The sequence below is a fragment of the Nonomuraea fastidiosa genome (assembly GCF_042751225.1).
Taxonomy (GTDB): Bacteria; Actinomycetota; Actinomycetes; order Streptosporangiales; family Streptosporangiaceae; genus Nonomuraea; species Nonomuraea fastidiosa.
Map to the genome: position 1 here is coordinate 8519755 of NZ_CP170570.1, position 13366 is coordinate 8533120.

The 13366-nt window shown below is 71.3% G+C and carries 9 protein-coding genes; 8 read left to right on the forward strand and 1 reads right to left on the reverse strand.

Annotation, left to right across the window (positions count from 1 at the left end):
• Window positions 1–29 precede the first annotated feature (29 nt).
• From ACFMQL_RS39330 to ACFMQL_RS39365, 8 genes are all read left to right on the forward strand, one after another.
• Window positions 30–1352: an ABC transporter substrate-binding protein gene (locus ACFMQL_RS39330; RefSeq protein WP_378789858.1), complete on the forward strand. Its 1323-nt coding sequence runs from the start codon at window positions 30–32 to the stop codon at window positions 1350–1352.
• 28 nt (window positions 1353–1380) lie between these two features.
• Window positions 1381–2325, forward strand: a complete 945-nt coding sequence (locus tag ACFMQL_RS39335; protein ID WP_378789859.1) for a carbohydrate ABC transporter permease — start codon at window positions 1381–1383, stop codon at window positions 2323–2325.
• On the forward strand, window positions 2322–3200 hold the full coding sequence (locus ACFMQL_RS39340; protein ID WP_364068003.1) for a carbohydrate ABC transporter permease: 879 nt from the start codon (window positions 2322–2324) through the stop codon (window positions 3198–3200). The genes ACFMQL_RS39335 and ACFMQL_RS39340 overlap by 4 nt, the downstream gene beginning before the upstream one ends.
• 41 nt (window positions 3201–3241) lie before the next feature.
• The gene (locus ACFMQL_RS39345) at window positions 3242–5851 is read left to right on the forward strand and encodes a CBM35 domain-containing protein (protein ID WP_378789861.1); all 2610 of its coding nucleotides are present in this window, start codon (window positions 3242–3244) and stop codon (window positions 5849–5851) included.
• Window positions 5852–6035: 184 nt separating this feature from the next.
• Window positions 6036–7325, forward strand: coding sequence for a cytochrome P450 (locus tag ACFMQL_RS39350; RefSeq protein ID WP_378789863.1), 1290 nt, complete (start codon window positions 6036–6038; stop codon window positions 7323–7325).
• Between the two features lie 273 nt (window positions 7326–7598).
• Window positions 7599–8255 (forward strand): hypothetical protein, encoded by a 657-nt coding sequence (locus ACFMQL_RS39355; RefSeq protein ID WP_364068006.1) that lies wholly within the window; start codon window positions 7599–7601, stop codon window positions 8253–8255.
• Between the two features lie 71 nt (window positions 8256–8326).
• Window positions 8327–9160: a hypothetical protein gene (locus tag ACFMQL_RS39360; RefSeq protein ID WP_378789865.1), complete on the forward strand. Its 834-nt coding sequence runs from the start codon at window positions 8327–8329 to the stop codon at window positions 9158–9160.
• Complete coding sequence (locus ACFMQL_RS39365; protein ID WP_364068008.1) at window positions 9157–11310, forward strand: hypothetical protein; 2154 nt, start codon at window positions 9157–9159, stop codon at window positions 11308–11310. Before ACFMQL_RS39360 ends, ACFMQL_RS39365 begins: the two co-directional genes overlap by 4 nt.
• A 1117-nt stretch (window positions 11311–12427) precedes the next feature.
• On the opposite strand, the gene ACFMQL_RS39370 is transcribed toward ACFMQL_RS39365, so the two are convergent.
• A complete protein-coding gene (locus ACFMQL_RS39370; RefSeq protein ID WP_364068009.1) occupies window positions 12428–13354 on the reverse strand; it encodes a hypothetical protein in 927 nt (308 codons plus the stop codon).
• Window positions 13355–13366 lie beyond the last annotated feature (12 nt).

Consider the following 13366-nt stretch of genomic DNA (forward strand, 5'->3'; position numbering starts at 1 on the left):
GCGCTATGAGACCGAAGGACGACGTAACCGTGCGTAGAGCCCCCCGTACCGCGATCATGGTCGCGGCGAGCGCGCTCCTGGCGCTCACCGCCTGCAGCGATCCCGCCGCCGGGCCGGCGGCGACCACCGACTCGGCCCCGGCGGCCTGGCCGGAGCCCACCGCCCGCCTGGACGGGGTGACGCTGACGATCTGGGCCGCCCAGAACAGCACCACCACCCCCAAGGCGGTGACCGACGCCTTCTCGAAGGCCACCGGGGCCACGGTGGAGGTCGTCACCGTGCCCGACCCGTACGAGCAGGGCGTGCAGACCAAGGTGGCCACCGGCGACAAGCCGGACCTGGCGTTCTGGCAGCCGACGGCGTCGATGCTGACCGCGCTGAACGCCCGCGCCAACCTGCAGCCGCTGGACGGCGCGCCCTGGATCGACAAGCTCTCGCCCGAGCTGCGCGACATCACCGGGATCCTGGACAAGACCCGGTACGCGGCGCTCATCACCAGCCCCGCCGTCGAGGGCGTCTACTACAACAAGAAGGTCTTCGAGGCCAACGGGATCAAGGAGACGCCGAAGTCGTTCGGCGAGATGGTGGAGCTGGCCCGCACGCTCAAGGCCAAGGGCGTCACCCCGTTCTTCGAGATGGCCGGCGACAAGTGGGCCACCCAGTGGTGGGTGCAGGTGCAGCTCGCCGACGCCGCCAAGAACGGGCTGTGGGACCGGATCAACAGCGGCAAGGAGACGTTCGAGGACAAGACGATCCTCGATGCGATCAAGACGTACAAGGGTCTGATCGACGAGGGCTTGTTCAACGACGACATCAAGACGGCGACGTTCGAGGACCAGGGCGAGGCGCTGCTGTCCGGCAAGGCCGCCATGGTGGTGCAGGTCAACTCGTTCTTCGGGCAGCTTCAGGCGATGGCGGACACCGCCGAGCTGGACGAGAAGATCGGTTTCTTCCCGATCTCGCCGTCGGGCAACGTCGCCACGTCGATCCCCGACCAGTCGAACGCGCTGGTGGCCTTCCGCACCGGTGACGCCACGCGGGAGGCGGCGGCGCGGCAGCTCCTGGCGTACTGGATGGGGCCGGGCTACCAGACGTTCGTCGACGACCGTAAGACGGTCTCGCTGCGGCCCGACGTGCCGACGCCGGACGGGGTGCCGCAGGCGCTGAAGGACGTGCACGCCTCGCTGGGCGAGTCGGTCGGGTCGATGCAGTCGCTCGCGGTCGCGAACCCCGACCTGTATCTGAACCTGGCCGACATGATTACCGGCAGCCTGTCGCCCGAGCAGGTGGCCGCCGCGACCCAGAAGCAGTTCGCGCAGCTCGCCAAGGCCGCGGGCGCGCCCGGCTTCTGATCGAGTACCCGTGCCTATCACTGGGCCCGTGACCAAGGAGCAGACCGTGCCGTCCGGCCAGGAGACGCGCCGCCGCGCGCCCGCGCCGCGCCCGCCCGCCGGGGCGGGGCGGGGCCGCACCCATCCGATGTGGTTCCTCGTCCCGGCCTTCGCGATCCTGTTCGTCTTCTTCTTCCTGCCGACGCTGTTCAACTTCATCTACGCGTTCACGGACTGGTCGAGCTTCAAGAGCGAGATCAGGCCGGTGGGCCTGGAGAACTTCCGCACGCTGCTGTCGGACGGCACCCTGTTCGGGTCGCTGCGCATCACCGTGATCTACGCGGCGCTGGTGGCGCTGTTTCAGAACCTGTTCGGCTTCGGCCTGGCGGTGCTGCTGGAGCGGGACACCTGGCTGAACAGGGCGGCCAGGCTGGTGTTCGTCATCCCGGTGCTGATGTCCGCGCTGGCCGTCGGGTACGTCTTCCAGGCGCTGCTCAAGCCGGACGGCAGCCTGAACGCGCTGCTGTCGGCGCTGACCGGCGAGCAGGTGGAGATCGCCTGGCTGGGCAGCACCACGTGGACGCTGGTGCTGGCCGCCGTCATCCACGCCTGGAAGTGGATGGGGCTGTCGATGCTCATCTACCTGGCGGGGCTGAAGTCGGTGCCGGAGGACGTCTCGGAGGCGGCGCGCATCGACGGTGCGACGCCCTGGCAGGCGTTCTGGGCGGTGCGTTTCCCGCTGCTCGCGCCGGCGGTGACGTTCAACGTCGCGACGGCGCTGCTCGGCTCGATGAACGGCTTCGACATCGTGCAGGCGCTCACCGGCGGCGGCCCGGCCCGCAGCACCGAGATCCTCAACATCTTCATCTACCGGACGTTCGGGCAGGGCCTGTTCGCGCAGGCCACGACCATGAGCCTGGTGCTGTTCCTCATGGTGGCGCTGCTGGCGTTCCCGGTGATCCGGATCCTGCGCAAGAGGGAGGAGATCCTGTGACGGCGCCTGTCTTCGGCGGTCCCGGGCGGCGGCGTGCCGCCGGCCCGCCGATCTCGCGGGGCCTGGCGGCGCGGCTGCGGCCGGTCGCGGTGGTCGTGCTCGTCCTGCTCGTCATGGGCGTGCCGCTGTGGCTGGTCGTCGTCACGGCGGGCAAGTCGCAGGCGGAGGCGCTCTCCCCCGACCTGTCGCTGCCGTCGCAATGGCATCTGTGGGAGAACCTGGCCCAGGTCTGGGAGCAGGGCGAGGTGCCGAAGGCGTTCATCGGCAGCGTGCTGGTGGTCGCGCCGTCGGTGGTGCTGGTGCTGGCGCTGGGGTCGATGGCGTCGTGGATCCTGGCCCGTCGTGCCTCGCGGTTCACCGCCGTGCTGTACGCGCTGGCGATCAGCGGCATCGTGCTGCCGCCCGCCGTGGTGACGATCGTGCTGCTGCTGCGCCTGCTCGGCCTGGCGGGCAGCCCGGTCGGCATGATCGGCGTGTACGTCGGCATCTACATGTCCACGGTGATCTTCTTCGTGACGGGCTTCGTGCGTACGGTGCCGCTGTCGCTGGAGGAGGCCGCCCGCATGGACGGCGCGGGCCCGCTGCGGGTGTTCTTCTCGGTCATCCTGCCGCTGCTGCGGCCGGTGCTTGCCACCGCGACCATCCTCATCTGCCTGTACGTCTGGAACGACGTCTTCTACGCCTTCTTCGTCATCGGCGGCCGGTTGGACACGCTGCCGCTGAACCTGTTCCAGGTGGCCAACGCCGGGCTGTACCTCGACAACTGGCACCTGATCTTCGCCTACATCATCCTCATGAGCCTGCCGCTGCTGGCCGTCTTCGCCGTCGCCCAGCGCAAGATCATCTCCGGGATCACCGGCGGCGCCGTCAAGTAGAGCCACGTCCCTAGTCGCACCCCCTATGAGGAGGTTCCTCCATGCCCAGACACCGCTTAGCGCGGCCCGCCCTGGCGTCCGCACTGTCCGTCGCGACGCTGGCGGCGCTCGCCCCGGCCACCGCCGCCTCGGCCTCCGCCGCGGCGCCCGATGTGGTCGCCGTGGACTTCTCGCAGCGCACCGGCCCCGTGTACGGCGGCGCGACCGGCGGCCTGTACGCCCTGTCCGACCCCGGCGTGCCCGGCGACAGCCTGCTGGCCGGCGCCCGGCCGCGCACGGTCGCGCAGAAGGCCCCGGACGGCGAGCAGCATCCCAACGGCGACGCGCTGGCGGTCGCCGACGGCTTCTTCGCGGCGGGCGGCGAAGAGGTCGTGATCTACATGCAGGACGTCTACAGCCGGTGGCCGTACCAGGAGCTCGGCATCGACGACTACCTGGCCAAGGTCGAGACGATGGTCCGCAAGGTCGTCGAGGAGCGGCCGAAGGACAACGACCGGTTCGTGTGGGTGCCGTTCAACGAGCCCGACTGGATCTGGTACGAGGACTGGGCCACTGAGAAGGAGCGGTTCTTCGCCGACTGGAAGGCGGTGTACGAGCGCATCCGCTCGATCGACCCGAAGGCCCGCATCGTCGGCCCGAACGAGGCGTTCTACCGTCCCGAGCGGCTGCGCGACTTCCTCACCTGGGCCAAGGACACGCCCTGCGCCGGGCAGGACCACTGCCTGCCGGACATCATGGCCTGGCACGAGCTGCAGCGCGAGCGGCTCGCCGAATACCGCGGGCACTACGAGCACTACCGCGCGATGGAGCGGGAGCTCGGCATCGGGCCGCTGCCCATCAACATCGACGAGTACGGCAACCGCCGCGACATGTCGGTGCCCGGCCAGATGATCCAGTGGATCTCGCTGTTCGAGGACACCAAGGTGGACGCCGACATGGCGTACTGGACGTACGCCGGCAACCTCGGCGACCACGCGGTGCGCACCCGGCAGGCGAACGGCGGCTGGTGGCTGCTCAAGTGGTACGCCGACCTGACCGGGCAGACGGTCAAGACGACCCCGCCGCGCCTGAACGAGGCCGACACGGTGCAGGCCGTGGCGGCGATCGACGAGCCGGCGCGGCGCGGCACGATCCTGGTCGGCGGCGGCGCCGCGCCCGTCAGGCTCGACCTGTCCGGCCTCGATCGCCGCGTCTTCGGCGACCGGGTGGACGTCGTGGTGTCGAAGACGACCTGGACCGGCTACGAGGGTGACGCCGTGGAGCCGCCGGTCGTGGCCGCCACCCGGGCCAAGGTGTCCGGCGGCGAGCTGCGGGTGGACGTGCCGGGCGGCGACGTGATGGCGGCCTACCGGGTGACCGTCGTGCCGGCGAGCGGCCCCGCGCCCGCCGCGAACGCGCCCTGGTCGGTGTCCGTGGAGGCCGAGTCGGCGACGCTCACCTCCGCCCGCGTCTTCGACCAGGACACCACCGCCGACCCGCAGCTCTACGCCACCTCCGGCAAGCGCGACGTCGGCGGCATGAACCAGGACGACTCGGCCGTCACGTTCAGCGTCACCGTGCCCCGCGACGGCCGCTACCGCCTGGGCATCTACCAGGGCACGAACAAGGCGCCCGGCCGGCACGCGCTCTTCGTGGACGGCAGGCTCGACCAGATCGTGCAGTACCCGGCCGACCTCGGCTGGACCTACCGCGGCCGTACCGACGTCGAGATCGAGCTGAGCGCGGGCGCGCACGAGCTGTCGCTGCGCACCAGCGCGGGTGACGGCACGCGGCTGCCGGGCAGCGACGTGACGCTCGACAAGTTCGACCTGACCGAGGTGACCGGGCCGCACCGGGCGGTGCACGGGGCCGACGAGGCGCGGCTGTCCGGCGGCGCGAAGATCACCCGTGGCGGCAAGGGGCCGGCCGTGGTCCTCGGCGGCACGGCGCGGGCCACGTACTTCGTCGCCGCGCGCGAGGACGGCTACCACGACCTGACCTTCGCCTATCACGCCGCCGGGCGCGGCGACCTGCGGGTCACCGTGGACGGACGGCAGGTCCCCGGCCTGCGCGTCACCCGGCCGGGCGAGGGCGCGTCGCGGGCGCGGATCTACCTGCCCGCCGGGATCAGCAAGGTCGAGGTGGGCGGCCCCGGCGGGCTCGAGCTGCGCACGCTGACCACGGCCAGGGCCGCCCAGGCGGACGAGACCGTGCACGCGGTGGAGGCCGAGCAGGCGCGGCTCGCCGGAACCGCCACGGTGGTGACCGTCCCGCCCACGAGCGCGTCGAACGCCTCGCGCGGCGCGTACGTCGGCGACCTGGGCGGCGGCCCCGGCAACACGCTCGCCTTCGACCGGCCCGGCGGGTTCGGCCCCGGCGAGTACGTGCTGGTCGTCCACTACGCCAACGCCGACAGGAACACCGGGCACCCGTACAACACCGACGTGATCAGCCGGTACCTCGACATCACCGAGGACGGCGGCGCGACGGTGCGCGGCGTGTTCCGGCACAACTACGCCTGGGACGGCTTCTGGTCGCAGGCCACGCCGCTGACGCTGACCACCATGCAGGGCGGGCTCGTCCTCGGCAACGCCGACGGGCCGGGGCCGAACGTGGACCGGGTGGAGCTGGCCAGGTTCGTCGCGGAGGTGGACAACTCGGCCCGCCGCTGACGTACCCGTGAACACAGCGCGCCGGAGTCCGCCGGGCTCCGGCGCGCCGGCGTTTCCGGCGGCATAATGCAGGCGGGGCCGGTCCCGCCGAGGACGGGCTCCTGTTCCACCGCAGCTCGGGAGCCCTCCTCCCCAGCAGGCGGCGCACCACCCGTACGCACGCCCGCAGACCAGGAGCCCGCCAATGTCGCCTGCCACGCCGCGCCCCGGCCTCGCCATGACGATCGAGGAGGCGGGAAGGGCGCTCGCCACCCCTGACGCCTACACCGACGAGCACCGCCTGCACGCCGCGCTCGCCCTGCTGCGCCGTGAGGCCCCCGTGCATCACGTGCGGGCGCCCGGCTACAACCCGTTCTGGGCGATCACCCGGCACGAGGACGTGAACGCCATCGAGCGTGACCACACGCTCTGGCTGAACGCGCCCCGCCCGGTGCTGCGCACCGCCGTGCTCGACGCCGAGCTGGCCGCCCGCCGCGCGCGGGGCAGGGCGCTGTCGAGCCTCGTGCACCTCGACGACCCCGAGCACCGACGGCTGCGGGCGATCGCCGCCGACTGGTTCCGCCCGAAGGCCATGCGGGCCATGAGCGAGCGGGTGCGCGAGCTGGCCCGCCGCCACGTCGACCTCATGGCGGAGCTCGGCTCGTCCTGCGACTTCGCGCAGCAGATCGCCGCGCCGTACCCGCTGTATGCGATCCTCGCGCTGCTCGGGCTGCCCGAGTCCGACTTCCCGCTCATGCTGCGGCTCACGCAGGAGCTGTTCGGTCACGACGACCGCGACAAGGGGCGCGACGCCGGCAGCCGCGCGGGCTACACGACCGCCCTGGAGGACCTGTTCGGCTACTTCCACGACCTGATCGCGGAACGCCGCGCCCGTCCCACCGGCGACCTGGCCTCCCACATCGCGCAGGCCCGCATCGACGGCCGGCTGCTCAGCGACAACGAGATCGCCTCGTACTACATCCTCATCGCCACCGCCGGGCACGACACGACGAGCTCCACCGTGGCGGGCGGCCTGGAGGCGCTGATCCGCCATCCCGACCAGCTCGACCGGCTGCGCCGCGACCCCGGCCTGCTGCCGGCGGCCGTCGAGGAGATGATCCGCTGGGTGAGCCCGGTCAAGTCGTTCATGCGCACGGCCGCCGCCGACACCAAGGTCCGCGGGGTGCCGATCGCGGCGGGCGAGTCGGTGCTGCTGTCGTACCCGTCGGCCAACCGCGACGAGGACGTCTTCGACGAGCCGTTCCGTTTCGACGTCGGCCGCGAGCCGAACCGGCACCTCGCGTTCGGGACCGGCGTGCACTACTGCCTGGGGGCGGCGCTGGCCAGGATGGAGGTGGAGGCGCTGTTCGCCGCGCTGCTGCCCCGCCTGGAGGCCATCGAGCCGGACGGGGAGCCGGCGTGGACGGCGACGACGTTCGTCGGCGGCCTGAAGCGCCTCCCGATCCGCTACCGCCTGGCGCCGGCACCGCGCTGAGCCGCCTCGCGCTTTGGGGCGAGTGCTCCGTAAACGGCATGAATGTGCCGTTCCATCGTCCGCCCCGTACGAAAAGCACCCTTCCACAGGAAGGTTTTCTGTGCTGTCATATGACGAACCATGAACATCTCACGCTTACGCCGGATGGCCGGTTATCGTGGCGATTACCGGCGAGGCGAGGAATGAGGTATGCGACGTTTGAGGGTGTCCGGCTGGTCACTGCTCTTCGGCGCCCTCATTTCGCTGTCCGCATGTTCGAATTCCGCGGAGCCGTTGCGTGACGACCAGATCGTGCAGTGCCTTTCCCCCACCCGGCAAACGGAGCTGGCGGCGGCGGCAGCGGCGCTCGACCACCGCCTGACCGCCGCCGGAGACCGCATCGTCACCCCCACCGCCACGCTCGACCCGATCACATGGTCGAGAACCGACCGCGCCGCCTTCACCCGGGCCTGCCGGGCCATGACCTACGTCGCCCCGCCCAAGTCCCCGGAGAGCCCGTTACCCGCCGCGGTGGCCATCCTGCTTCCCGTGCTGGCCGGCGGGCTGGTGGCACTGATCTCTACCGAATGGCGCAACTCCTCGGAGCTGGCGGTCAAGCACGCCGACGACCTGGGCGACGCCGCCGACGCCTTTCTCGTGGCGGCGCGCGAGTACCGTACCGCCCTGCAGGCCGGCCGGACGCCACAGGCGGGGCCGTACGAGCAGAGCCACGAGAAGCTGGCCGCCGAGCTGGCCCGTGTGAGCCGCTTCCGCCCCGGCTGGCGCCAGGTGCCGGTGGCCCGGCGGCTGCTCCTGGAGCGCCTCACCCGTGAACGGGCCCACGACAGCGACATCGAGCCCGAGCTGACCGCGCTGGCGGAGCGGCTGGCGGCCGTCAACCTGGCGCTGCGCCACCGGTTGCGGCTCCACCTGGAAGTGCGCCGCCGATGACCAACCCCATCCACCCGCCGAGCCCCGACGGCTCCCCCTACACCGGGCCGCTGCTCTTCTTCGACGAGCGGGTGGACCACCTGCCGCTGTTCGCGTTCATCGACGGCATGTACAACCTGCTCAACGAGCGCTTCGGCACCGCGGTCACCGCGGAGCGGATCCTGGTCCGCGGCCACCTCATCCTGGTGTACGGCCGGCGCGGCGCGGGCAAGAGCACCTTCGTCCAGCGCTGTGCCTATCGGCTGGCCAAGGAGATCGAGCTGGAGCGTGTCTGCGTCGCCGACTACAGCCAGGCGACCGGCCACCAGGACTGCGAGGACTTCCACCAGATGGCGCTGTGGCTGGCCCGCCAGATGACCGTCCTCCTGGAGGAGGAGGAGTGGACCGTCCATGAGGACGTGGCGTCGCTGCGGGAGACGACCGATGATCCGAATGTGGCCTTCGGCCGCATCAGGGATGTGCTCAACGAGCGCAACGGAGTCGCCGTCATCCTCCTTCCCGCGTACCTGCCGCTCACCTGGGTGCGCGGCTTCCAGGAGCTGGCGCGCCTGCGGATGGTCTTCTTCGCCGAGTCCGACTCGGACGACGCCGGCAAGCTCGCCCATCACTTCGGCAGGCTTCCCACCTGCCATACGATTTTCCTGCCGATCGGTTCCTTGGACGGCGGGGGCAGCGATATCCGCGAAATTCTGGTCAAACGTCAAGTCTCCCTAGGGGACGCGGAAATGAACGAGCTCTCGGCAGCGGTGCGCGACTTCACAACACCCAGGCAGGCCCTTGAACACCTGGCGGTCTTCTTCGACGAATACGGCACGGAAAACATCACCTTCGAGAAAATCAAGGCGTTCAAGGAGAAGCTGGTGCCGCGCCTGCTCGCCGAGTGGGAAAGAGACAGGCAGTCATGACAACCGGCCCAGGACCGCGCGAGCCCGAGGTCCCCGTTACCTACACCCTGCGCCTCGCCGACGACGCCGATCCCACCGGGATCACCGTGATCACGCCGGCCTTCGACAGCGCCCACCGGTTCGTCGACGGCTACCTCGCGACGAGCGGCGGCGGGCTCGGCGAGTCCGGCCGCGCCCTTGCCCTGATCGGCGACCTGGGGTCGGGCAAGACGCACCTGGCCACGTCCCTGCTGCACCGTATCGCGCGCAGCCACGAGGACGCCGTCATCCTCAAGCTGGACACCCCGCACTCGGAGTTCGGCTACCTGTTCCGCAACATCCTGCTGGAGCAGTTCGGCCGCGAGCGGCTGCACGACCTCGTCATCGACTACTACGGTCAGGTGACCGCGGACGGCATCGGCGACGACCAGGCAGGGCCCGAACTGGCCGAGGAGATCCGGTCGCGGCTGCGCGAGGGCACGATCGACCCGCGCAAGGTGGTCGAGCACTTCCACCTGGCCAAGCGGGTGCTGCAGGAGGAGCTGCGGCGCGTGCTGAGCCACCTGACCGAGCACTCGGTGTGGGCGACGGCGCTGGCGCTCATGGTGATGGACGAGCTGACCGACGCGGTGTGGGAGTGGCTGAGCGGCGCTCCCCCGAGCCGCGAGCTGAAGGCGCGGGGCGTACACCGCCAGCTCCACACCTCCGCCGACGCCTACCACACCCTGTCGGTGCTGGTCTATCTCAGCGGCCGCATGCGCCGCCGCACGGTCCTGGTGATCGACGAGTTCGAGAAGCTGCTCGGGGGCGAGGGCCAGGCCGCGCGCGACGCGGTCAACTCCCTGGAAGAGCTGGTCAAGGTGTTCATCGACGCCAGAGGGCTGCTGATCTACTGCGGGCCCACCGACAGCCTGCCGCTGGTCAGCAGGGGCACGTTTCAGCGCACCCGGATCATCACGCCCTCGCCGTTCGGCCGCGAGGAGACGGTCGAGCTCATCGCCAAGCGCGGCCACCAGGTGAGCGAGGCGGTGGCCGAGTCGCTGGTGCAGCTCACCGATGGCAACCCGCGCGAGATCCTCTCGTTGTTCCGCCGTGCGCAGGCGATCGTCGAGCCGACCGGCAGGCCGGTGACCACCACCACGATCAGGGAGGCCGTCAGGCAGCGCCACGAGTTCGAGCCGTGGGAGGTGACCACCACCGTACGCCGCATCCTGGAGGACAGCGGGCTCGACTTCCGCACCGACGTGGTGCTCGCGGCCGACACCGACCCCATCGACTTCTGGGTCCGCTACGCCGACGGCCGGGCCGCGGTCGCCGTGCTCGTCACCAGGTCCCTGCTGAGCGAGGGCGACGACGCCCAGCTCGGACGGCGGGTGGCCGCGGTGCGGGCCGGCCGGATGCCGTGCGAGGTGATCACCGTGGTCAACGGACACCTCGCCACGGGGATGCGGGCCGAGGTGTCTGGCCTGACCGGCCGCCAGCCGCTGCTGTTCAACATGCAGGACTTCGGCAGGAGGTTCAGGGAGACGCTGGAGAGCGCGCTCGGCCGGCTGGCCGCCGCGGCGGAGGAGAACGTGCTGGAGGGCCTGCGCCGCCGGATGGACCGGCTGAGCAGGCAGCAGAGCGCCACCCAGAACATGATCGACCAGTTGCACGCGTCGGTCGCCGGGCTCAGGTCCGCCCCGTCGTCCGGCTCCGCGCAAGCCGGGCTCACGGCGCTGCCGCCGGCCGTGGCCGAGCAGTTCCAGCGGGCCGGCGCAGTCACCGAGGACACCGGCGAGCTCGACCGGCTGCTGCACGACGTCTTCGACGACCCGGCGGGCGGCGAGCACAGCCTGCGCGCCCGGCGGCGGCTGGCCTCGCGGGAACTGGTGGAGGCGGCCGGCGCGGCCATGGTGCAACGGCTGCTGGTGCGGGCGTTTCAGGAGCGGGTGGCGCGGTTCTTGGCCAGCGCGCCGCCGGGGCGGCTGAGCCCCGCCCAGGAGGAGGAGCTACGGGCGATCTGCCGCACCTTCGAGGTGACCGTGCAATCGCTGCCGCTTGCGCCGCTCAGCTCGGCGGCTCCTGAACGGGGTCCGACGCGTCCGCCGCGACCGGACGAGCGGACCCGGGTGCTGGACGAGCTGGGCCGCCGGGTGCTGAACGGAGTGATCTCCGCCGTACGGCCGTGACCGCTCGCCGCAGGCCGCTGTTGGCCGCCACATGCAGCACGTTCACCACCAGCACGGCGGGCGCGATGATCGCCACCGCCCGCGGGTAGCCGGGCGTCAGCGTCAGCGCCAGCAGGATCGCGGTGATGCCGTTCTGCTGGCCGAGCGCGAGGCTCACCCGGTCGCGGAGGGGCAGGCCCCGGGTGATGAGCAGGCCGCCGACGACGGCCTGCGCCGCGAACGCCGCGCCGCCGAGCACCAGCGCCATGGCCGGCTCGATCCCGGCGACCAGCAGCGTGCCCACCGCGAAGGTGGCCAGGTAGAAGGCGCCGGTCAGCGCCCCGTCGAGCAGCCTGCCCAGCGCGGGGCGGAAGAACAGCCCGATGAGGGCCATGCCGAGGACAAGGAACTGCGCGGTGGCGAACGCCAGCAGCGCGATGAGCACCAGCAGCGAGACGGCTCTGACCAGGCCGGGCCGCGGCCGCCTGAGGCCTGCCAGGCGGCGGGCCGTCGTCACGGCCGCCAGGACCGCCGCGGCGAAGAGCAGGTTGATCCCCAGGTTCGCCAGGTAGTCGCCGTAGCCGTCGCCGGGACCGCCCAGCACGAGGGACGACAGGTATACGGTCAGCAGCGCGGTGATCGGGTCGTCGAAGGAGGCCCAGGCCAGCAGCAACGACCTGGCGCGCGGCGACATGCGGGCCCGGCCGATCAGCGCGCCGACCGACAGCGGGTCGATCTGGGCGACCGCCAGCGCCAGCAGGACGACGGCGGGTTCGCCGAAGAACAGCCACATGACGCTCGCGATCAGCGCCGTCTTCAGCAGCACGCCCACGGTGACCGCGAGCACGACCGTCCTGACGTCACCGGCGACCGACTCCTTGTCGATGCCGTGCACGCTGCCGTACAGGCCGAGGCAGAGCAGGGCCGTCACACCGTAGAGGAAGACCGGATGCCCGGCATGGCTGCCCGGTCCGAGGGCGGCGAAGGCCCAGCCGGCCAGTGCCACGCCGACTCCCTTCGCCAGCCGGTCGGCGGCGGGGTCGTTCAGTAACGGACGCACGCCCTCTCCCCTCGTGGCCGGGCCCCTACGCGACGGTAGCCACTCGCGGGTCATCCGGCCATGGGCCGCGCCGCCACATCAGCCCGTCCCCAGCAGCTCGCCGATCCGGTGCAGCCCCTCGCGCAGCCGGTTCTCGGCGGCGAAGACCTCCGGCTGGAACACGGTGAGACCGGCCACGAACCCCCGGGTGCCGGGCAGCGGGTAGACGTAGAGTGCGCCTGAGACGACGTCGAGGACCAGCCGCCGCAGCGGCGCCTCCGAGAGCTGCCGCAGCGCGTACGCCAGCTCCGGCATATCGGAGCGGAGCCGGGCGGCGAAGTCCTGATACATCTTGCGCGCCCCCTCACCGCCCGCCGCACCGCCGAACCACGGCGCCAGCGCCGGGCTGTCGAGGACGTCGGCCGCGCACAGGAAGCGCCAGTCGCGGTAGACGGCCACGTAGTGCAGGTCGTCGACACAGGCGAGCGAGCCGAGGCAGCTTTCCAGGTCGGCGATCAGCGCGGGATCGGCCCCCTCGCCCGCGGTGGTCCTGAGCACCTGCGTGGCGATGCCGGGCCGGTCCCGGGGGCCGTGCCGGCCACCGGGGAGCTGGTCGGCCTGTAGGTAGACCTCCTTCCTGATGCGCGTGACGAGCCGGGAGACCTGCTCGTCCATGGCGTCGGCGGCGTCGAGGTCGCGGGTCACGCCGATTAGAAACTCCTCCTCGAAGACGTGCCCGCACTGCACGGCCGCGTCCTCGGTCACCACGAACGTGCGTATCAGCTCGCCGGTGCCGAAGCCGCGTAGCAGGCCGTCGAAGCGGACGTGTTCGTTGACGAGCTGGCGGAAGGCGCGCTCCAGGGCCGCGCGCTCCTCGTCGTCCGCCTGCGCGATGGTGAAGATGTGGAAGCCGCGGTCGTAGAAGGCGAGCACCTGGGCGTCCGGCAGGCCGGGCAGCGCCTCCTCGCAGAACGTGATCAGCCGCTCGTGCCCGGCATGGGCGAAGGGCGAGCGCGTCGTCCTCACATGGCCTCCCGC

What these genes read in the sequence shown, in the direction of transcription:
- ACFMQL_RS39350 (WP_378789863.1), top strand. Translation starts at nt 6,036, where the DNA reads ATGTCGCCTGCCACGCCGCGCCCCGGCCTCGCCATGACGATCGAGGAG.
- ACFMQL_RS39345 (WP_378789861.1), top strand. Translation starts at nt 3,242, where the DNA reads ATGCCCAGACACCGCTTAGCGCGGCCCGCCCTGGCGTCCGCACTGTCC.
- ACFMQL_RS39365 (WP_364068008.1), top strand. Translation starts at nt 9,157, where the DNA reads ATGACAACCGGCCCAGGACCGCGCGAGCCCGAGGTCCCCGTTACCTAC.